The organism is Streptococcus sp. UBA4344 (assembly GCF_002393675.1).
GTDB classification, from domain to species: Bacteria; Bacillota; Bacilli; order Lactobacillales; family Streptococcaceae; genus Streptococcus; species Streptococcus vicugnae.
Genome location: NZ_DGTE01000020.1, coordinates 24728 through 44794 on the forward strand (window position 1 = coordinate 24728; position 20067 = coordinate 44794).

Sequence of the window (20067 nt, forward strand, 5' to 3'; positions counted from 1 at the left end):
GAAAAAAGTTCGCTACTCTCTCGGCGAACTTTTTTCATTTTTTATTTAGAATTGGCTAAAGAAGCTTTCTGCATCTTTTTAGCTGTTGTCATCATCAAGCGAATACGATTCAATTGGTTAACTTCAGATGAGCCTGGGTCGTAATCGATTGGTGAGATATTAGCCCCTTTGAATTGTCGGCGAAGTTCTTTTAACATGCCTTTACCAACAATGTGATTTGGAAGACATCCAAATGGTTGCAAACAAACGATATTTTTAACACCGTTGTTAAGCAATTCAATCATTTCACCCGTCAAGAACCAGCCTTCACCGGTGTGATTACCGATTGAAACGACTTTTGCAGCACCTTTTGCAATATCGTAAATGGATTCAATACCTTCAAAGCGCTCAGATTTTTCAAGGGCTTTGTTCATTGGTTTTTCAAGAAGATTGATAGCATCGATACCAAGCTTAGCTAAGCGTTTTGATTTTTGGCTCATGTTGAGTTCGTCAGCTTTCCAGATTTGGTTAAAAAGTGAGTAATTCATAAAGCCAATCAAGTCAGGAACAACAGCTTCGCCACCTTCATTTTCAATGATAGCAACAATGTCGTTATTAGCTGTTGGAGCGTATTTGACTAAAATTTCTCCCACCACACCAACTCGTGGTTTTTGTCCAAAATCAATGGTTTCAAGTGTGTCAAACTCTTTGATGATACGTTTCATATTGTGATTGAACTCGAAGTATGAGCCTGATTTGACATTTTTACGGGCAATTTCTAACCATTTTTCATACAGAGCATTGGCAGAACCTGGAACGGCTTCATATGGACGAACACGATAAAGCACACGTTCAAAGAGGTCACCATAAAGCACACTGATAAGTAGACGTTTTACAAATGGTAAAGTAATATTCCAACCAGGTGTTTCTTCGGTACCTTGATTTCCCATAGAAACAGAAACAACAGGAATCTGAGGATATCCAGCATCTTTTAAGGCTTTTCGTAAGAGTGGAATATAGTTTGTTGCACGGCAGCCACCACCTGTTTGTGTCATCATAACACTGGTATTATCGAGGTCGTATTTACCGCTTTGAAGAGCTTCAATTAATTGACCAATGGTAATGATGGCAGGGTAGCAGGCATCGTTATGAACAAATTTTAGACCAACATCAACGGCTTTACGGTCCATAGCTGGTAGAATGACAACATTATAACCGGCTTGTTTGAAGGCTTCTTCAATAAGACCGTTTTGGTGAATTGGTGAAAGCATTGGCATAAGAAGAGTGTGGCGTTTTTTCATGTCTTTAGTAAAGACAGGTTCTTTGATTTCTTCTTCAGTTGCAGCATTGAATTGAGGAGCTTGGTTGAAAATGTGATTGAGATTGGCTTTTTTAGCTTTCTTATCACGTTCTTCAACGGCTGCTTTGAGGGAACGAAGACGAATACGGATAGCACCGAGGTTGCTTCCTTCATCGATTTTTAGCACAGTGTAAAGTTTGTTGTGAGCTCGCATGATTTCTTCGACTTGGTCCGTTGTTACAGCATCAAGTCCGCAACCAAAACTATTTAATTGGACTAATTCAAGATTAGGATTTTTAGAGACCACTTTAGCGGCAGCGTATAGGCGTGAGTGGTAAACCCATTGATTAACCACGCGCAGACCAGCTACCTCTTCTAAGCCTGATACCATATCTTCAGTTAAAACGTGGAAACCTTCTTGCGTAATGATATTAGCAATCCCGTGATTGATTTCAGGGTCAAGGTGATATGGGCGTCCAGAAAGAACAATTGCTTTTTCATTGTTAAGAGCTAGTCGACTAAGAAGTTCATCAGCTTTGTCTTGTAAATCTTTTTTGAAATCAGCTAATACTTGATAGCCATGTTCAACGGCTTTACGGATATCCTCAATAGTAATATCATCATAAATTGCAAAGCTTTTGGCAAGTGATTTGACAACAGATTCATGGTCGGCCAAGTTAACAAATGGATGGAAGTATTTGACCTCACCATTGCGGATAGGGTCCATGTTTTTTTCGATGACTTCTGGATAACTTTGAACGATTGGACAGTTGTAGTGGTTAGGTGCTTTGCTATTTTCAATTTGCTCGTAGATGACACTAGGATAGAAAATGGCATCAACTTTACGGTCAATTAAGCTTTGAATGTGTCCGTGAACCATTTTGGCAGGATAACAAACGGTATCACTAGGAATGGTTTCAATTCCTTTTTCAAATAAACGTTTGTCTGATTTTGGTGAGATTTGAACACGAAAACCTAAATCAGTAAGGACAGTATGCCAAAGTGGGTAATTTTCATACATGTTTAGCACACGAGGGATCCCGACGATACCATGGACAGCATCGCGTTTTGACAAAGCTTTGAACTTGAAGAGTTTTTTGTATTTGTAATCGACCAGATTTTCTTTTTTGTTGCTACGGTCGAATTTGATTTTAGTGACCTTTTCAGCTCCGCGTTCACAACGGTTACCAGTAACAAATTTTGAACCGTCATTAAAAATGGTAACAGTTAAAGCACAGTTATTTTCACACATGCCGCAACGTGTGAATTCTTTTTGAGTGGTAAATTGATCGAGTTCTTCTAACCCCATTAGGCTTGATTTGTTGCGATTGGCTGTCAGTAATGTTTCAGTCATGCTTTACCTCCTTTACTGAACCGCACTAACTTCAAGAGCAGGTTCATGATTGGCTATTTCATCTTCGTATTTTTCTTTAGCGATGATAGCACAGCCATATGCTCCCATAAGTCCTGCAATGCTTGGTCGAACAACTTCACGTTCACTGACGAGTTCAAAGGCACGAAGAACAGCTTCGTTATAGAATGTTCCACCTTGTACAACGATTTTTTCGCCTAAATCTTCAGGACGTTTGAGTTTGATAACTTTATAGAGGGCGTTTTTGATAACAGAATAAGAAAGCCCTGCTGAAATATCAGCAACCGTAGCCCCTTCTTTTTGAACTTGTTTTACCTTAGAGTTCATAAAGACTGTGCAGCGTGAGCCGAGGTCAACGGGGTGCTTAGCAAGAAGAGCAACTTTGGCAAAATCTTTGACATCATATTCGAGGGATTTGGCAAAAGTTTCGATAAATGACCCACAGCCAGAAGAACAAGCTTCATTTAATTGAATGCTTGATAGAGCACCATCACGGACACTCATGGCTTTCATATCTTGTCCACCAATGTCAAGGATAAAATCAACACCAGGATTGAAGTAGTTAGCTGCTTTAAAGTGGGCTACCGTTTCGACTTCACCGTAATCAACGTGAAGAGCAGCTTTGATGAGGTTTTCACCATATCCTGTAACACAAGAGCGGGCAATAAAAGCGTCTTGTGGCAATTGGTGATAGAGCTCTTTTAGGATAGAAATAACATTTTCAAGGGGTTGTCCTTGGTTGTTACCATAGTGTTGGAAGAGGATAGCTCCGTCTGGGTCGGTAAGGACAACTTTTGAGGTAGTTGATCCAGCATCGATTCCAAGGAAAAGAGGACCTGAAGCAGTCGCAATATCCTTGTATGCTACACTTGCTTCATCGTGACGAGCACGCCAAGCATCTAATTCAGCCTGATCTTTGAAAAGAACGTCGAGAGTATTTTTAGGAACTAATGATTTTGACGTATTATTTTCAAGGTTATGAATGATTTCTGAAAGCGTCAATTGAGCTTGATCTTGGTCTAAAGCAGCTCCCATAGCTACGAAGAGTTGTGGATTTTCAGGGAAAATAACGTGCTCTGGTGTAATATTTAGGGTTTCGATGAAACGCTTACGAAGTTCACTCATAAAAAAGAGTGGTCCACCAAGAAAAGCGATGTCTCCAGTGATTTTACGACCAGAAGCTAGTCCAGCGATGGTTTGGTTAACAACAGCTTGGAAAATAGAAGCAGCAATATCTTCTTTTCGAGCTCCTTCGTTAATCAATGGTTGCACGTCAGTTTTAGCAAATACCCCGCAACGGCTTGCAATTGGATATATGGTTTCATAGCCCTTTGCGAGTTCGTTAACCCCGTTAGCATCTGTTTTTAGGAGGCCAGCCATTTGGTCAATGAAGGCACCAGTACCACCGGCACATGTTCCGTTCATGCGTTGTTCGAGGGTATCACCAAAGAAAGTCATTTTGGCATCTTCACCACCAAGTTCAATCACAACATCAGTTTCTGGGATGAATTTTTCAACGGTAGTTGTTGCAGCAATAACTTCTTGGACAAATGGAATTTTAGCTATATCAGCTAAGCCCATACCTCCAGAACCAGTTATAGCAATACTGACTGTTTGGTCACCAATTTCAGCAATGGCTTCGCTTAAAACTTTGATAGTTGCTGTTTTGACGTCAGAAAAGTGACGCTCATAACGTGAAAATAGTAATTGATAATTATCGTCGAAGATGACTACTTTAACAGTGGTCGACCCGACATCTATACCTGCTTTAAACATTAATAAAAAACCTAAAAGTGTTAGAAGGTAGTAGATAAATATCATTCCTAAAAATGACTCATTATCTAGCAACGAATAATGTAGTTACGTCGACAGTTCTTTAACACTATTTCAATCCTTTCTTACCTTATCTAACACACTGTTAATGTCACAACAAGCTGTTGCTTATTCAACAGAGTGTTTGTTATAATAGTATTATAGAACACTCATTGTCAATTGCAATCGCTAATTTTTTAACTTGTGTTGCTTAAACAACACATTCCCGACAATCTGTTGTTTATCTCGGAGGAATAGCTCATGAAACTTACTGATATTCGTTATTTGAGAACTGAAAAACTGATTTTTGACGCTTTTGCTAAACTGCTCAGTGAAAAGCCATATGAGAAAATTACTGTGCAAGATATTGCTGATGAAGCCATGATTAATCGGGCAACTTTTTATGCGCATTACGCTGACAAAGATGATCTTCAAAAAGGTATTCAGCAACAAGTTCTTGAACAAATGTCAGATATGATTGATGCGGCTCAGATTACAAATGGTGAGAGGGTAAAAGTTAAGCGAGCTGAGAAGCTTTTGACAGAGTTTTATCACGGATTAGAAAAGAATGCCGCAATTGCTAAAATTGTTCTGAAAAGCATTTCGCAAGAAGTCATGCAAGAAGAATTTGGAAGTTTGGTTCATGAAAAATACGATCATTTATTAGCTAAGTTGAACGTTACAGAATCTGGTGAACAAGTTCCGACTGATTTTATTGTGGCTTACTTAACGAGTATTTTTACAGGTACTTTGATGTGGTGGATTAAGTCAGATTTTTCAATGCCTGCTAAAGATTTGGCACGTCTTGTTTTGACTTTAGTTAGTAATGGCCACCTTACTGTTATGGGAGTTATTATTGATCGAGAAGATTAGTATAAAAGAGCTGAGAAGTCAGCTTTTTTATTTTATTTTTGATATAATGGAACAGACAGAAAGAAGGATCTTATGAGCCAAAAACAGCTAATGCAAGATAGCATTGATCACCACTATTATCCAGAAGAAGAAGGTGTTTTAATCAATTCTCTGGACATTAGATTACAAGAGATTATCAAAAAGCAACATCCTGATGTTAACGAAGATACCTTTATTAGCCATAAGAATCTGACTTATTATCGCCTTCTCTTTTTAGAAGAGATTATTGATAAAGCCAATCGTAAAAATGACTATGTTCGTGAAGCTGTTTATGATGCGACTAAGCATAAAGGTTACACAGCTTTAGATGTTCAAGATCAATTGGATAGAAAGATTACTTTTGGTCAGCGGATTGCAGATGATGTCGCTCGTTTTGGTGGGTCATGGACTTTTATCATTACATTTATCTGCTTTATGGGAGTTTGGATGGCTTTCAATGTTGTGAAGCCTTTTGGAATTGTATTTGACAAATATCCTTTTATTTTGTTAAATCTTGCCTTATCAACTTTAGCAGCTGTTCAAGCGCCATTAATTATGATGAGTCAAAATCGAGCTTCTGACTACGATCGCTTGCAAGCTAAGAATGATTACAATGTTAATAAGGTTTCGGAAGAAGGTATCCGATTATTGCATACTAAATTGGATCACTTGGTTCAACAAGATCAGTCAGATTTATTGGAAATTCAAAAATTACAAACGGAAATGCTTGCTTCTCTGACAAAACAATTAGTGAATATGCAGGAAGAACAGGCACGTTTAATGGGTCAAATTGAAAAAATGAGAAGGAGCGAAGAAAATGTCTGATAAAGAGATTAACTTAGTTATTGTAACTGGGATGAGTGGTGCTGGTAAGACAGTGGCGATTCAATCCTTTGAAGATTTGGGATATTTTACTATCGATAATATGCCGCCAACTTTGGTGCCAAAATTCATTGAATTAGTTGAGCAATCAAGTGACAATAATCGTGTTGCCCTTGTGGTGGATATGCGCAGTCGCCTCTTCTTTAATGAAATTACTTCTGTTTTAGATAAGATTGACTCTAATCCTAAAATCGACTTCAAGATTCTTTTCTTGGATGCAACAGATGGAGAGCTCGTAGCGCGATACAAAGAAACTCGTCGAAGTCACCCGCTAGCAGCAGATGGTCGTATTTTAGACGGGATTAAGTTGGAGCGTGAATTGTTAGCCCCATTGAAAAACTTGAGTCAAAATGTGGTTGATACGACAGAATTAACACCGCGTCAATTGCGTAAAACCATTTCTGAACAATTTTCAAGTGATGAAAATCAAGCTTCATTTCGTATTGAAGTCATGAGTTTTGGTTTCAAATATGGCTTGCCACTCGATGCAGACTTGGTATTTGACGTACGTTTCTTGCCAAATCCATACTACAAACCAGAACTTCGCAATCAAACAGGTCTTGAAAAAGAAGTCTATGATTATGTGATGAATCACGAAGAATCTGAGGATTTTTACCAACATTTGATTGGTCTTATCAAACCTATCTTGCCTGGTTACCAAAAAGAAGGAAAGTCTATTTTAACGATTGCTGTTGGTTGTACAGGTGGACAACACCGTAGTGTTGCTTTTGCTCATCGCTTAGCTGAAGAGCTCAAAGCGGATTGGGTAGTCAATGAAACCCACCGTGATAAAAATCGTCGCAAGGAGACTGTGAACCGTTCATGAGAAAACCTAAAATTACCGTTATTGGTGGTGGGACAGGTATTCCTGTTATTTTAAATAGTTTAAGACATGAAGACGTTGATATTACAGCCATCGTAACGGTTGCTGATGATGGAGGTAGCTCAGGTGCTTTACGTTCGGTCATGCAGCTGACACCACCAGGAGATCTTAGAAATGTCCTTGTTGCCATGAGTGATATGCCTAAGTTTTATGAAAAAGTCTTTCAGTATCGCTTTGCTGAAGGCGATGGGCCATTGGCAGGACACCCACTTGGTAACCTCATTATTTCAGGGATTGCTGAGATGGAAGGCTCAACTTATAGTGCTATGCAGATTTTGACAAAATTTTTCCACGTTACAGGAAAAATTTACCCAGCAAGTGAGAATCCTTTGACTTTGCATGCTGTGTTTAAAGATGGTCATGAAGTAACTGGTGAGAGTCATATTGCTGATTATCAAGGGATGATTGACCATGTTTATGTCACAAATACATATAATGACGATGAACCGTCGGCTAGTCGAAAAGTGGTCGATGCCATCATGGATAGTGATATGATTGTGCTTGGTCCTGGATCTTTATTTACATCTATTTTGCCAAACTTGGTTATTCCTGAAATTAAGCAGGCCCTTCTTGAGACGAAAGCTGAAGTGGCTTATGTTTGTAACATCATGACACAGTATGGTGAAACAGAGCATTTTACAGATGCTAACCATGTTGAGGTGCTTAATCGTCATCTTGGAAAAGATGTCATTGACACGGTCTTAGTCAATATTGAAAAAGTACCTCAAGATTATATGGATCACAATAAATTTGATGAATATTTGGTTCAAGTTGAGCATGATTTTGCAGGGCTTCGTAAACAAGTCAAACGTGTTATTTCATCTGATTTCTTACGTTTAGAAAATGGCGGAGCTTTTCATAATGGTGACTATGTTGTTGAAGAATTAATGAACCTTGTGAGGGTGAAAAAGCGATGAGTTTTACAGTAAAAGTTAAAGAAGAATTGTTGAATTTGTCGCGATTCGATAAGAGTGAATTATCAGCCATTATTAAGATGTCTGGTAGTCTTGGCTTGACGGGTGCAGGATTGACCTTGTCTATCACGACAGAAAACGCAAAAGTTGCTCGTCATATCTATGAATTGATTGAGACGATTTATCATGTTCAGCCAGAGATTAAGTATCATCAAAAGACGAATCTACGCAAAAATCGTGTTTACAATGTTTTTGTGGCGACAAATGTCAGAGAGATTTTAACAGATTTGCAATTGGCGGATTCTTTCTTTGGTATTGAGATGGGCATTAATCCTAATATCCTTGAAGATGATGACAAGGGACGCGCTTATTTACGTGGGGCTTTCTTGGCAACGGGTACTATTCGTGATCCAGAGTCTGGAAAATACCAACTGGAAATCTTTTCGGTTTACCAAGATCACGCTGAAGATTTGGCAAACTTGATGCGAAAATTTATCCTTGATGCCAAAGTTATTGAACACAAAAATGGTGCAGTGACTTATTTACAAAAAGCCGAAGATATTATGGATTTTCTTCTAGTCATTGGTGCCTTAGAGTGTAAGGATATTTTTGAAGAAGTTAAGATTATGCGTGAGACACGTAATGATGTTAACCGTGCTAATAATGCAGAGACGGCAAATATTGCTAAAACCGTCACAGCAAGCATGAAGACCATCAATAATATCATCAAAATCATGGATACCGTTGGACTTGAGACCTTACCAATTGAATTGCAACAAGTGGCTAAGATTCGTGTAGAAAATCCTGATTACTCGATTCAGCAAATCGCAGACCACTTGGAAGGAACCTTGACCAAGAGCGGTGTTAATCATCGATTGCGTAAAATCAATAAAATTGCAAATGAATTATAAGAAAGAGGAGAGTTTACTATGAGTTGTACTACAATTCTTGTCGGTAAAAAAGCGTCATATGATGGTTCAACCATCATTGCTCGAACTGAAGATTCACAAAGTGGTGATTTCACACCGAAACAATTTATCGTGGTTAACCCAGAAGACCAACCACGTCATTACAAATCAGTTCTGTCTTCATTTGAGATTGACCTGCCAGACAACCCAATGCGCTACACATCAGTGCCAGATGCTTTGCGTAAAGATGGTATCTGGGGAGAAGCTGGTATCAACGAAGCCAATGTTGCAATGAGTGAGACAGAAACAATCACAACAAATGCGCGTGTTCTAGGAGCAGATCCATTGGTTGAATCTGGTATTGGTGAAGAAGATATGCTAACTTTGGTGCTTCCTTATGTTCGTACAGCGCGCGAAGGTGTGGAACGTCTAGGTGCTATCCTAGAAGAGTACGGTACTTATGAATCAAATGGTGTTGCTATCTCTGACCTTGATGAGATTTGGTGGCTAGAAACTGTTGGTGGACACCACTGGATTGCTCGACGAGTGCCAGATGATTGTTACGTCACAAATCCAAATCAACTTGGTATTGATCATTTTGAATTTAACAATCCAGATGATTACATGTACTCAAGTGACTTGCGTGATTTCATCGAGGATAATAATCTAGATTTGACTTACTCAAATGAGCACTTTAATCCTCGTTACGCTTTTGGTAGCCAACGTGATAAAGACCGTCATTACAATACACCACGTGCTTGGGCAATGCAACGTTTCTTGAATCCTGAAATTGAGCAAGATCCACGTAGCTTCTTTATTCCATGGGCTCAAAAACCTTATCGTAAAATCACTATTGAAGATGTCAAATATGTTTTGAGTAATCACTACCAAGATACAGAATTTGATCCATATGGTCCAGAAGGTAACGCTGTGACACAACGTACTTTCCGTACAATCGGTATCAACCGCACAAGCCAAACTGCTATTCTTCAATTGCGTCCAGATCAACCACATGATACAACAGGTATTCAATGGTTGGCTTATGGTTCAATGCCATTTGGAACAATGGTGCCATTCTTCACTCAGATTTCAACAACACCAGATTATTTTGTAAATACTGCTGAAAATGTCTCAACTGATTCATTCTATTGGGCTAATCGCTTAATTGCAGCGATTGCAGATCCACATTTCCACCAACACGAAGGCGATATTGAAGCTTATGTTGAGAAAACAATGGCAGCAGGACATGCGCGTATCAAACGTGTTGACGAAGCTTTAGCTAAAGGTGAGACTGTTGATTTTGATGCTGAAAACCAAGCGATGAGTGATTACATCCAAGAAGAAACACAAAAACTTTTGAATAAAATTCTTTTTGATGCAAGTAATTTAATGACAAATCGCTTCTCAGTAAGTGACTAATAACGAATCCTCTGAATATTTTTCAGAGGATTTTTTGTATGAAAGCGAAAAAATTTATAAAAAAAGCTTGCAAAAAGTTGAAAGTTCAGATATACTTTACTGGTAAACAATTAACTAGTTAAGAAAAGGGGCCGTCATGAAGAAGAGATTTCTTTTATTGATAAATGTACTTGCACTTTTGCTTGTTTGGCAAGTTAGCCATATTAAGCAGGTTGCAGCGGATGACAAGATTAAAGTTGTGACAACTTTTTATCCTGTCTATGAATTCACTAAGGCTGTTTCAGGAGATACAGCTGATGTTACCATGCTGATTAAGGCAGGAACAGAACCACATGATTTTGAACCTTCAACTAAAAATGTAGCCGCTATCTCAGATGCTGATATGTTTGTTTACATGGATGATAGCATGGAAACGTGGGTTAAAAAAGTTCAAAAGTCTGTTAAATCAAAAGATTTAACCGTTGTTAGAGCAAGTGGAGATATGCTTCTCATGGCTGGAACAGCTGAAGAAGAAGGGGAAGAGCATGAAGGTGAAGGCCACAGCCACCAATACGATCCACACGTATGGTTGTCACCAAAACGTGCTGTCACTTTAGTTGAAAATATCCGTGATGCTTTTGTTGCAAAATACCCTGAAAAGGCAGATACTTTCAAGGCTAATGCAGCGGCTTACATTGATAAACTGAATACTCTTGATGAGGAGTATACAGATGGCTTGTCAGATGCTAAACAAAAAAGCTTTGTTACACAACACGCTGCTTTTGGTTATTTAGCACTTGATTATGGTTTGAACCAAATCTCAATTGCTGGCATTTCACCAGAAGTAGAACCATCAGCTAAACGTATTGCAAGCCTTGCAAAATACGTTAAAAAATATGATATCAAGTATATTTACTTTGAAGAAAATGCTTCAAGTAAAGTCGCTTCAACTTTGGCAGACGAAGCTGATGTAAAAACAAAAGTTTTGAATCCACTAGAAAGCTTGACAAATAAACAAATCAAAGCTGGTGAAGATTATTTCTCAGTAATGCGAGAAAACTTGAAAGCACTGCAATTGACAACAGACGTCAAAGGTAAAGAAATTAAAGCTGAAACAGATGATACAAAAACTGTTCAACATGGTTATTTCAAAGATAAAGATGTTACTGACCGTAAATTAAGTGATTGGACAGGAAAATGGCAATCAGTTTATCCATACTTGCTTGACGGAACGCTTGACCCAGTCTGGGATTATAAAGCAAAAGCTTCAAAAGGCCAACAAACAGCTCAAGAAGTTAAAGATTATTACACAACAGGATACAAGACAGATGTTGAACAAATTAATATTGATGGTAAAAAGAACACAATCACTTTTGTTCAAAATGGTGAAAAACACACCTTTACGTATAAATATGATGGTTATAAAATTGTAAAATACGAAAAAGGAAACCGCGGTGTCCGTTACTTGTTCGAAACAGATGATAAAGACGCTGGTGACTTCAAGTATGTTCAATTTAGTGACCACAACATTTCATCAACAAAAGCTGAACATTTCCATCTCTTCTGGGGAAATAGCAGCCAAGATGAAATCCTAAAAGAAATGGATAACTGGCCAACTTACTTCCCAGCAAAAGAATCAGGTCAAGAAATCGCTCAAGACCTTGTTGCTCATTAAGATAGATTAAGGTTTGAATCATTGATTCAAACCTTTTTTCTTTGATATCAAAGGCAGCCTTATGAATGATTTGACTTGCGTTGCCAGCTTATAAAATCTTTGCTATAATGATTTAAGATAGCACTTACATTTTAGGAGGTCCCGTGAAAGAAAAACAAGTTACAAAATTCTTTTTAGCTTGTTCGACCTTAGTTACTTGTATTACTTTGGGGATTAATCTCACTTTCAGGCATGCAGCTCATGCTGTTATAGCTGAATCAGGTCAAGTTTCCCCTACAGCTACGGCTGATTTTATTGCAAGTATTGGCGAAACAGCTCGACAAATTGGTCAAGATCGAAATCTTTACGCCTCGGTTATGATTGCTCAAGCAGTTTTGGAATCAAGCAGTGGCCAATCAGCACTTAGCCAAGAACCATATTATAATTTTTTTGGGATTAAAGGAGCGTATAACGGTAATTCTGTAATCATGCAGACTTGGGAAGATGATGGTAGCGGAAATACTTATGAAGTGGACCAAGCTTTTCGTTCTTATAGTAGCTTAGCTGATTCACTAAATGATTATGCTAATTTATTAAGTTGGAGTCTTTATTCAGATACTTGGAAGTCAAATACTTCATCCTATCAAGATGCTACAGCTGCACTTACTGGCCGCTACGCTACAGATACTTTGTATGCTGATAAGTTAAACGCTTTGATTGAGCAATATGGTTTAACTGCTTATGATGAACCGGTTGTGGCTGAGCAAGTTCAAACAAGCCCTGAAGAAGTACAAGAGGACCAAAATAGCCAAGAAACACCTCAAACAGCTGATCCAAATCATGTTTGGAATAAATATAGAGGTTCTTATACAAGCTCAGATATCTTAGCAGACGATGAAGCCTGGATTGCCTTTATTCACTAAGTTAGAAGCCTTAATCAGGCAAGATTTGGGATTTTTTATTAATAGTAAAAAAACGTTAGCTAGATATAGCTAACGTTTTAATTTTCGAAAATCGAGGGCAAAAACAAATGAATACAATGCCAGTTGCAACACGAAAGCAATGGAGACTTTTGTGCCCTCGCTGTAATTATATCAAAAATCCTTTTAGATTTAAATAAAAAACCATTCCGATTTCTCGAAAATGGTTTTTCTGTAGTAAATGCGGTTTCTTATTTGAGACCGTATTTTTTGTTGAAGCGATCCACACGACCATCTGCTTGAGTGAATTTTTGGCGACCAGTGTAGAATGGGTGAGAATCTGATGAGATTTCCACACGTACAAGTGGGTAAGTAGCGCCTTCAAATTCTACAGTTTCGTCAGAAGCTTTTGTAGAACCGCTAAGGAATTTGTAACCAGTAGTTGTGTCCATGAATACTACTGGACGGTATTCTGGGTGGATGTTTTGTTTCATTGTTAAAAGATTTCCTTTCTGCCATGGCACTTTTTCAGCACCATAGTTATTTTAACTTCTATAGTTTATCAAATAATGCAATTTTTGACAAGACTTTTGTGCAAATTAATTGAATTGAAATATAATTGTTAAAAATCGCTCTACAGCAGGCTTGAGCTTAGTTTTTTGAGGCTAGTAAATCTTTGATTTCTTGATAGATTTGCACGTTTTCCTCAAGGCTGTAAGAATTGGCTCCGCTGGCAAGTGGGTGCCCTCCTCCGTCGTGACGTTTAGCAATCTCGTTGATGACCTGTGTTTTACTACGCAAGCGAACACGGTAGTTACCGTCAGCTTGTTCAACGAAAATTGCCCAAGATTGAACACAATCAATACGACCTGGAGCTCCAACAATAGCAGAAGTTTCAGCTTCAGTGACATTGTATTTTTTCATAGTTTCTTGCGTCAACACCACACGCGCAGCCCCATTATCATCAACTTCTAAGTTATCATAGACAAAGCCTTGAAGTTTCGCAATTTTAAATGAAATAGAATCCATTTGTCGAGCTAGGCCAGAAAAATCAAAATCATAGTCACGAAGTTTACTTGCAATCAAAAATGTTTTGCTACTTGTGGCAGGGTATAGAAAGCGTCCAGTGTCTCCGACAATACCTGAATAAAGGAGACGGGCAGCTTCAGATGAAATTTTTAAACCTGTTGAGAAAGCAAAATCTGAGATGATTTCACTGGCACTTGAAGCTTCAGTATTAACATAAAGCAAATCCCCATAAACGTCATCATTAGGGTGATGGTCAATTTTAATGAGACAGTCACCTTTTGTATAACGGTCATCATCGATACGAGGCGTGTTGGCTGTGTCCGTTACAATAACCAAAGCTTCCTCATAATCGCTATCATTAACTTGGTCCATGCTTGTCATCCAAGTAAGGGTTGGTTCGTCAAATCCTGTTGCCAAAACTTTTTTATTTGGAAAATTATGCTTAATCAATTCACGTAAACCAGCCTGACTGCCAAGTGCATCTGGGTCAGGTCTTTGGTGACGGTGAATAATAATGGTATCATAAGCTCTAATTTTTTCTAAAATTTCTTCAAATGTATTCATATATAATTCCTTTGTAAGCAAGATTTTACCCTATTATAGCATGAAAAGACTGAGAGGTGTTAATGGGGCTTTTGAGAATGTGGTAAAGTTATTAAGTTTTCCTTTTCAGTTCATGTTTTATTTTTTGTTTTTAGGATCAAAGTGGTAAAATATCTATGTAAACGTTTTCTAAAAATCTTAGAGAGGATATGCTTATGTCAGTGTTTTATGTTCCATCAGTAAACCTTATTGGACGTGGTGTTGTCAAAGAGATTGGTAGTTATATCAAAAGATTAGGTTATCACAAAGCCCTTTTGGTAACCGACCATTTTATTGCTGGAAGCGACATTCTACCACAGGTGACAGCTCCGCTTGATGCTGAAAACATCGACTATATTATTTATAGCGATGTTGATCCAAATCCGACTGTTAAAAATGTTGAAGAGGGGTTGGCGGTTTTAAAAGAAAATGGCTGTGATTTTATTATTTCACTTGGCGGAGGTTCTCCACAAGATGCTGCAAGCAGTATTTCTATCTTGGCTACAAATGGAGGGCGCCCACAAGATTACGAAGGGGTTCATAAATCAAAAGAACAAGGTCTTCCTGTTGTAGCTATTAATACGACAGCAGGGACTTCAGCTGAAATTACAATCAACTACGTCATCACAGATGAAGAACGCAAAGTCAAAATGGTTATGGTTGATAAAAATAGCCTAGCTTTGATGTCAGTCAATGACCCAGAATTAATGGTTTCAATGCCTAAGTCATTAACTGCAGCAACTGGTATGGATGCATTAACTCACGCTATCGAAGCTTTGGTAACACCAGGTGCTTATGCTGCAACGAAAAAACTTTCAGTTGGTGCGATTGAGTTAATCAAAGAATATTTGCCACGTGCAGTTGCTGATGGTCATGACCTTGAAGCGCGTGAAGCCATGGTTAATGCTATTTTCTTAGGTGGTATGGCATTTAATAATGCAGGACTTGGTTACGTGCATGCGATGGCTCACCAACTTGGTGCTGTTTATCATTTACCACATGGTGTTTGTTGTGCGATGATTTTACCAATTGTAGAACGCGAAAATGCCAAACATGTTCCAGCAGCTTTCCGTGATGTGGCTAAAGGACTAGGGCTTCATATTGAAGATAAAAGTGACCAAGAATGTGCAGATTATGCTATTTCAGTCATTGAAAGTTTGTCAGCTACCGTTGGTATTCCTAAGAAATTAACAGAATTGGGGATTAAGGAAGAAGAATTTGACTTTGAATTTCTTTCTAAAAATGCTATGGTGGATGCTTGTGCACCTGGTAATCCATTCATGCCAACCCTTGAAGAAACAATCGCACTTTATAAACAATTATTTTAAGTCTTAATGGAGAAAGTAAAGAGATAAACCATGAAAATATTCTGGTTTATCTTTTTTTGGTAAAAATTCTTTGCAAAGTTAAAAGAATATGTTAAGATAGTAGCTAAAAAATTTAATTAGGGAGGCTAACTTGGATACAAGAGCATTAAAAGATTTGGCAAAAGCAGAACTACATTGTCACTTAGATGGTTCTCTTTCACTAGGGACGATTCGTCAATTGGCAGAGATGTCGAATATTTCTGTTCCAGAATCTGACAAGGAATTGAAAAAATTGGTAGTTGCACCCGCTGAGGCAGAATCTTTGATGGATTATCTTAAAGCATTTGATTTTGTTCGTCCACTTTTGCAGACTAAAGAAGCTCTTCATTTGGCAGCATATGATGTGGCTAGACAGGCTGCGCAGGAAAATGTTATTTACACTGAAATTCGTTTTGCACCTGAGTTTTCGATGGATGAAGGTTTGACAGCATCTGAGACTGTAGAAGCGGTTCTTTCAGGGCTTAAGCAGGCAGAAGCAGAATTTGGGATTGTAGCCAAAGTTCTTGTTTGTGGAATGAGGCAATCACCTGCACATGTGACACGAGATATCTTTGACCATGTTGTTTCCTTAGCGGAAAAAGGGTTGGTTGGTTTTGACTTTGCTGGAAATGAATTAGATTTTCCACCAGCTGAGCTTGAAAGATTGATTCGTTATACCCAAGAATTAGGTTTACCTTTAACTTTTCATGCTGGAGAATGTGGCTGTGCACATTATATCGCAGATTCGATTGCCCTTGATATTAAACGCTTGGGTCATACCACAGCTATTTATAACCATCCTGAATTAATTGAGCAGTTTGTAAAAAATAATGTAACTGCAGAGCTTTGTTTAACAAGTAATCTTCAAACTAGAGCCGCTAAATCATTGGATGAATTTCCTTACTTTGCTTTAAAAAATGCTGGTGCTAATATTACTATTAATACAGATAATCGTACGGTTTCTGATACTAACCTAACTAAAGAATATTCCCTTTTTGTGAAACATTTCGGTGCTGGCATTAATGATTTTCTAACATTTAATAAAAATGCTATTCGTGCATCGTTTACGACAGAAGCTCAAAAAGCTGATTTATTATCTAAAATTGACAATTTATATAAAACATTTCTGTAAAAATATGCTACAATAGTGGTAATTTATGTTTGGAGGGAACTATGGCTTTAGTTAAGATTGTCTATGCCAGCATGACAGGAAATACTGAAGAAATTGCTGACATCGTAGGAAATAAATTTGAAGAACTTGGACACACTGTCGAAGTTGATGAATGTACAACAGTAGATGCAGCTGATTTTGAAGATGCTGATGTTGCTATCGTTGCATCGTATACATATGGTGATGGTGAATTGCCAGATGAAATCGTTGATTTTTATGAAGATCTTGCAGATGTTGATTTGTCAGATAAAATCTTTGGTGTTGTTGGATCTGGTGATACTTTCTATGATTACTTCTGTAAAGCAGTTGACGAATTTGAAGCTCAATTTGCATTGACTGGTGCCACAAAAGGTGCTGATTCAGTTAAAGTTGACTTGGCTGCAGAAGACGAAGATATTGCAAATCTAGAAGCTTTCGCAGAAACTATTTCTGAAAAAGTGAACTAAATAGCTAACTGAGATTGGAGTGTGCTCCAATCTCTTTTTTTCTCCATTTCATAAAGAATGTTATATAAAGTGAGGTGGTCATATGGCCAAAAATAGAGATTACGATTATGGTTTTCACGATGAACTTACCCCAACTTATTCAACAGGCAAGGGCTTAACTGAGGAAATTGTACGTCAGATATCAGCATACAAGCATGAACCACAGTGGATGCTTGATTATCGCTTGAGGAGCTTGGAGTTGTTTTATAAATTGCCAATGCCAGACTTTGGACCAGACTTGTCAGGAATTGATTTTGATGATGTGATTTATTTTCAAAAGCTATCTGATAAAAAAGTCAATGATTGGGATGATGTTCCTGATAAGATTAAGGAAACGTTTGAACGGCTTGGAATCCCACAAGCAGAGCGTGATTATTTATCTGGTGCTGTTGCGCAATACGAATCTGAAGTGGTTTATCACAACATGAAAGAAGAGTTCCAAAAACAAGGGATAATTTTCACCGATACCGATACAGCCCTTCAAGAATATCCCGAACTGTTTAAAGAATATTTTGGAAAAATTGTTTCAAATAGTGAACACAAGTTTGCCGCTTTAAATGGTGCCGTTTGGTCAGGTGGAACTTTTATTTATGTGCCAAAAGGTGTTCAGTGTGATATTCCAGTACAGACTTATTTTCGTATTAATGGGGAAAATGCGGGGCAATTTGAACGCAGCTTAATTATTGTGGATGAAGGAGCCTCTATTCAATATATTGAAGGGTGTACAGCTCCCAATTACACGACAAATAGCCTACATGCTGCAACTGTAGAAATTGTTGTCAAACGCGATGCAAGCTTTCGTTATACAACCATGCAAAATTGGTCTGACAATGTCTATAACCTTGTTACTGAACGTGGTAGGGTTGAAGAGAATGGTATGTTAGAATGGATTGATGGTAACCTCGGCAGCAAGGTTAATATGAAGTACCCTTGTTCTATTTTAAATGGTCCATATGCTAAAACTTCAGTTCTTTCTATGGCATTTGCCAATTATGGGCAACATTTGGATGCAGGGTGTAAAGTCTATCACAACGCTCCTCATACTTCGTCAACTTTAATTTCAAAATCAGTGGCTAAAGACGGTGGTAAGACTGATTATCGCGGTTCGGTCTATTTTGGAAAAAATAGCAGTGGCTCAAAATCTCATATTGAATGCGATACAATTTTGATGGATGAAGAATCTAGTTCTGATACGATACCTTTTAATGAAATTCATAATTCAAATGTTTCTTTAGAACACGAAGCTAAAGTTTCAAAAGTTTCAGAAGAACAACTTTATTATATGATGAGCCGAGGAATTTCAGAAGAAGAAGCAACAGCTATGATTGTTAATGGTTTTATGGAGCCAATTACTAAAGAACTTCCTATGGAATATGCTGTTGAAATGAACAGTCTCATTACCATGAGTATGGAAGGTTCTGTTGGATAAACTATCTTTTTTCAGAAGAAGGCATTATCTTTAAAGTTTTCTTGTCAAGCTATAAACTTTTCTTTATAATGGAAGCGATATGAAAAAACACAAGTACAGATATAGTCAACTGTGCAAATTCTTAGTGATTTTTAGTTTGCTTAGTGTGGCCTGCTATTTTATCATTTATGTCGTAAGACATTGGCAACTCATTACTACCTTTTGGCAATCGAGCTCCAAGACGGCTTTAACTGAGTTTTTTATGCGGCTGCGGACAAAAAATCTTTTGAATATCTCTGTTCTGTTATTTTTTACAGCTTTGACAGCAGCAATTCCATTTATGTCAAATGCTATTTTTGCTGTCTTTAATGGCTTGATTTACGGTCCAGTGATTGGCTTTTTGATGAATTTAACGGCAAATGTCTTGGGCAATTTTGTTTTTGTTAAAATTCTAGAAATGATTGACTTGAAAGAAAATGATACAAAGCTAAAAAAACATTTTGCTAGTTTAAAAAATGTCATTGATGCTGTTGAAAATCAGGAACTTGGAATTATGATAGGTTATATGATTCCTGTGATTCCAACGATTTTAATTAATTATCATGTGGCAAAAATCAAATTGCCTTGGCGCAGGTGGTTTTTCTATGTTACGGTCGGTGTTGCTCCTAGTAGTTTATTATATGCTCTAGGTGGAGATGCTGTCGTTGCAGGAAATATAAAACGTATCATTGTACTTTTTGTTGTGTTTGTTTCAATCACTTTGTTGGGAAGTTATTTCAAACGAAAAAAGAAAAAGTAACTTTATAGTAGAAATTGGAAAGATAAGGTTAGAGGGACATGTCAGTAAAAGAATTGGATGTAATCCGTCAAGAAATTGACCAGGTGGATCAAGAATTGGTGGCTCTTCTTGAAAAACGTATGACTTTGGTGAATCAAGTGGCAGCATACAAAAAAGCTACTGGAAAACCTATTTTAGATACGAGCCGTGAAGAAGTCATCTTAAATAAAGTGGCTAGCCGTGTTCAAAATAAAGATTTTGAAACAACGCTTGTCAATACTTTTGCAGATATTATGAAAAATTCACGCGATTATCAAGCAAAACAATTGAGTGACGATTTGGCCTAAGAGGTGCT

General features: G+C 37.8%; 17 protein-coding genes and 1 pseudogene. 14 read left to right on the plus strand and 4 right to left on the minus strand.

Annotation, left to right across the window (positions count from 1 at the left end):
* Window positions 1–41: 41 nt before the first annotated feature.
* A pseudogene (locus B4D49_RS03400) lies at window positions 42–2597 on the minus strand (acyl-CoA dehydratase activase-related protein); the annotation flags it as partial.
* Window positions 2598–2645: 48 nt separating this feature from the next.
* Window positions 2646–4427: an acyl-CoA dehydratase activase gene (locus B4D49_RS03405; protein ID WP_286783175.1), complete on the minus strand. Its 1782-nt coding sequence runs from the start codon at window positions 4425–4427 to the stop codon at window positions 2646–2648.
* A gap of 297 nt (window positions 4428–4724) precedes the next feature.
* Between B4D49_RS03405 and B4D49_RS03410 the strand changes: the two genes are divergently transcribed.
* The 8 genes from B4D49_RS03410 (at window position 4725) to B4D49_RS03445 (ending at window position 12916) form a co-directional block, all read left to right on the plus strand.
* Complete coding sequence (locus B4D49_RS03410) at window positions 4725–5336, plus strand: TetR/AcrR family transcriptional regulator (RefSeq protein ID WP_074481486.1); 612 nt, start codon at window positions 4725–4727, stop codon at window positions 5334–5336.
* A 72-nt stretch (window positions 5337–5408) separates the two neighbouring features.
* Window positions 5409–6179 carry a DUF1003 domain-containing protein gene (locus tag B4D49_RS03415; protein WP_286783176.1) on the plus strand — a complete coding sequence of 257 codons (771 nt, stop codon included), beginning with the start codon at window positions 5409–5411 and terminating at the stop codon, window positions 6177–6179.
* The gene (gene rapZ / locus B4D49_RS03420; protein WP_286783177.1) at window positions 6172–7062 is read left to right on the plus strand and encodes an RNase adapter RapZ; all 891 of its coding nucleotides are present in this window, start codon (window positions 6172–6174) and stop codon (window positions 7060–7062) included. The genes B4D49_RS03415 and rapZ overlap by 8 nt, the downstream gene beginning before the upstream one ends.
* A complete protein-coding gene (locus B4D49_RS03425; RefSeq protein ID WP_286783178.1) occupies window positions 7059–8036 on the plus strand; it encodes a YvcK family protein in 978 nt (325 codons plus the stop codon). Before rapZ ends, B4D49_RS03425 begins: the two co-directional genes overlap by 4 nt.
* Window positions 8033–8944, plus strand: coding sequence for a DNA-binding protein WhiA (gene whiA, locus B4D49_RS03430; protein WP_132868737.1), 912 nt, complete (start codon window positions 8033–8035; stop codon window positions 8942–8944). Before B4D49_RS03425 ends, whiA begins: the two co-directional genes overlap by 4 nt.
* Window positions 8945–8962: 18 nt before the next feature.
* The gene (locus B4D49_RS03435) at window positions 8963–10360 is read left to right on the plus strand and encodes a C69 family dipeptidase (protein WP_286783179.1); all 1398 of its coding nucleotides are present in this window, start codon (window positions 8963–8965) and stop codon (window positions 10358–10360) included.
* A 136-nt stretch (window positions 10361–10496) separates the two neighbouring features.
* Window positions 10497–12014, plus strand: a complete 1518-nt coding sequence (locus tag B4D49_RS03440) for a zinc ABC transporter substrate-binding protein AdcA (protein ID WP_286783180.1) — start codon at window positions 10497–10499, stop codon at window positions 12012–12014.
* 143 nt (window positions 12015–12157) lie between these two features.
* The gene (locus B4D49_RS03445) at window positions 12158–12916 is read left to right on the plus strand and encodes a glucosaminidase domain-containing protein (protein ID WP_286783181.1); all 759 of its coding nucleotides are present in this window, start codon (window positions 12158–12160) and stop codon (window positions 12914–12916) included.
* 248 nt (window positions 12917–13164) lie between these two features.
* Here B4D49_RS03445 and B4D49_RS03450 read toward each other — a convergent pair whose 3' ends face one another.
* Together B4D49_RS03450 and B4D49_RS03455 are read right to left on the minus strand one after the other, a co-directional pair.
* Window positions 13165–13407, minus strand: coding sequence for a type B 50S ribosomal protein L31 (locus B4D49_RS03450; protein WP_132868741.1), 243 nt, complete (start codon window positions 13405–13407; stop codon window positions 13165–13167).
* A gap of 157 nt (window positions 13408–13564) precedes the next feature.
* Window positions 13565–14506 (minus strand): DHH family phosphoesterase, encoded by a 942-nt coding sequence (locus B4D49_RS03455; RefSeq protein ID WP_286783182.1) that lies wholly within the window; start codon window positions 14504–14506, stop codon window positions 13565–13567.
* A gap of 194 nt (window positions 14507–14700) precedes the next feature.
* Here B4D49_RS03455 and B4D49_RS03460 point away from each other — a divergent pair, with 194 nt between their 5' ends.
* The 6 genes from B4D49_RS03460 (at window position 14701) to B4D49_RS03485 (ending at window position 20059) form a co-directional block, all read left to right on the plus strand.
* Window positions 14701–15852 carry an iron-containing alcohol dehydrogenase gene (locus tag B4D49_RS03460; RefSeq protein ID WP_286783183.1) on the plus strand — a complete coding sequence of 384 codons (1152 nt, stop codon included), beginning with the start codon at window positions 14701–14703 and terminating at the stop codon, window positions 15850–15852.
* A 130-nt stretch (window positions 15853–15982) separates the two neighbouring features.
* Window positions 15983–17002: an adenosine deaminase gene (gene add / locus B4D49_RS03465; RefSeq protein ID WP_286783184.1), complete on the plus strand. Its 1020-nt coding sequence runs from the start codon at window positions 15983–15985 to the stop codon at window positions 17000–17002.
* Window positions 17003–17043: 41 nt separating this feature from the next.
* A complete protein-coding gene (locus B4D49_RS03470) occupies window positions 17044–17487 on the plus strand; it encodes a flavodoxin (protein WP_132869609.1) in 444 nt (147 codons plus the stop codon).
* Between the two features lie 82 nt (window positions 17488–17569).
* Window positions 17570–18955, plus strand: coding sequence for a Fe-S cluster assembly protein SufB (gene sufB, locus B4D49_RS03475; protein ID WP_199542500.1), 1386 nt, complete (start codon window positions 17570–17572; stop codon window positions 18953–18955).
* Window positions 18956–19196: 241 nt separating this feature from the next.
* Window positions 19197–19733 carry a TVP38/TMEM64 family protein gene (locus B4D49_RS03480; protein WP_286783185.1) on the plus strand — a complete coding sequence of 179 codons (537 nt, stop codon included), beginning with the start codon at window positions 19197–19199 and terminating at the stop codon, window positions 19731–19733.
* A gap of 38 nt (window positions 19734–19771) precedes the next feature.
* The gene (locus B4D49_RS03485) at window positions 19772–20059 is read left to right on the plus strand and encodes a chorismate mutase (protein WP_132869654.1); all 288 of its coding nucleotides are present in this window, start codon (window positions 19772–19774) and stop codon (window positions 20057–20059) included.
* The last annotated feature ends 8 nt before the right edge of the window (window positions 20060–20067 follow it).

Excerpts from the sequence above, each read along its gene's own strand:
- sufB (WP_199542500.1), top strand. The coding sequence starts at position 17,570 with ATGGCCAAAAATAGAGATTACGATTATGGTTTTCACGATGAACTTACC.
- B4D49_RS03460 (WP_286783183.1), top strand. The coding sequence starts at position 14,701 with ATGTCAGTGTTTTATGTTCCATCAGTAAACCTTATTGGACGTGGTGTT.
- B4D49_RS03415 (WP_286783176.1), top strand. The coding sequence starts at position 5,409 with ATGAGCCAAAAACAGCTAATGCAAGATAGCATTGATCACCACTATTAT.
- whiA (WP_132868737.1), top strand. The coding sequence starts at position 8,033 with ATGAGTTTTACAGTAAAAGTTAAAGAAGAATTGTTGAATTTGTCGCGA.
- B4D49_RS03410 (WP_074481486.1), top strand. The coding sequence starts at position 4,725 with ATGAAACTTACTGATATTCGTTATTTGAGAACTGAAAAACTGATTTTT.
- B4D49_RS03440 (WP_286783180.1), top strand. The coding sequence starts at position 10,497 with ATGAAGAAGAGATTTCTTTTATTGATAAATGTACTTGCACTTTTGCTT.
- B4D49_RS03425 (WP_286783178.1), top strand. The coding sequence starts at position 7,059 with ATGAGAAAACCTAAAATTACCGTTATTGGTGGTGGGACAGGTATTCCT.
- B4D49_RS03485 (WP_132869654.1), top strand. The coding sequence starts at position 19,772 with ATGTCAGTAAAAGAATTGGATGTAATCCGTCAAGAAATTGACCAGGTG.
- B4D49_RS03405 (WP_286783175.1), bottom strand. The coding sequence starts at position 4,427 with ATGTTTAAAGCAGGTATAGATGTCGGGTCGACCACTGTTAAAGTAGTC.
- rapZ (WP_286783177.1), top strand. The coding sequence starts at position 6,172 with ATGTCTGATAAAGAGATTAACTTAGTTATTGTAACTGGGATGAGTGGT.
- B4D49_RS03455 (WP_286783182.1), bottom strand. The coding sequence starts at position 14,506 with ATGAATACATTTGAAGAAATTTTAGAAAAAATTAGAGCTTATGATACC.
- B4D49_RS03480 (WP_286783185.1), top strand. The coding sequence starts at position 19,197 with ATGCGGCTGCGGACAAAAAATCTTTTGAATATCTCTGTTCTGTTATTT.
- B4D49_RS03450 (WP_132868741.1), bottom strand. The coding sequence starts at position 13,407 with ATGAAACAAAACATCCACCCAGAATACCGTCCAGTAGTATTCATGGAC.
- B4D49_RS03435 (WP_286783179.1), top strand. The coding sequence starts at position 8,963 with ATGAGTTGTACTACAATTCTTGTCGGTAAAAAAGCGTCATATGATGGT.
- B4D49_RS03470 (WP_132869609.1), top strand. The coding sequence starts at position 17,044 with ATGGCTTTAGTTAAGATTGTCTATGCCAGCATGACAGGAAATACTGAA.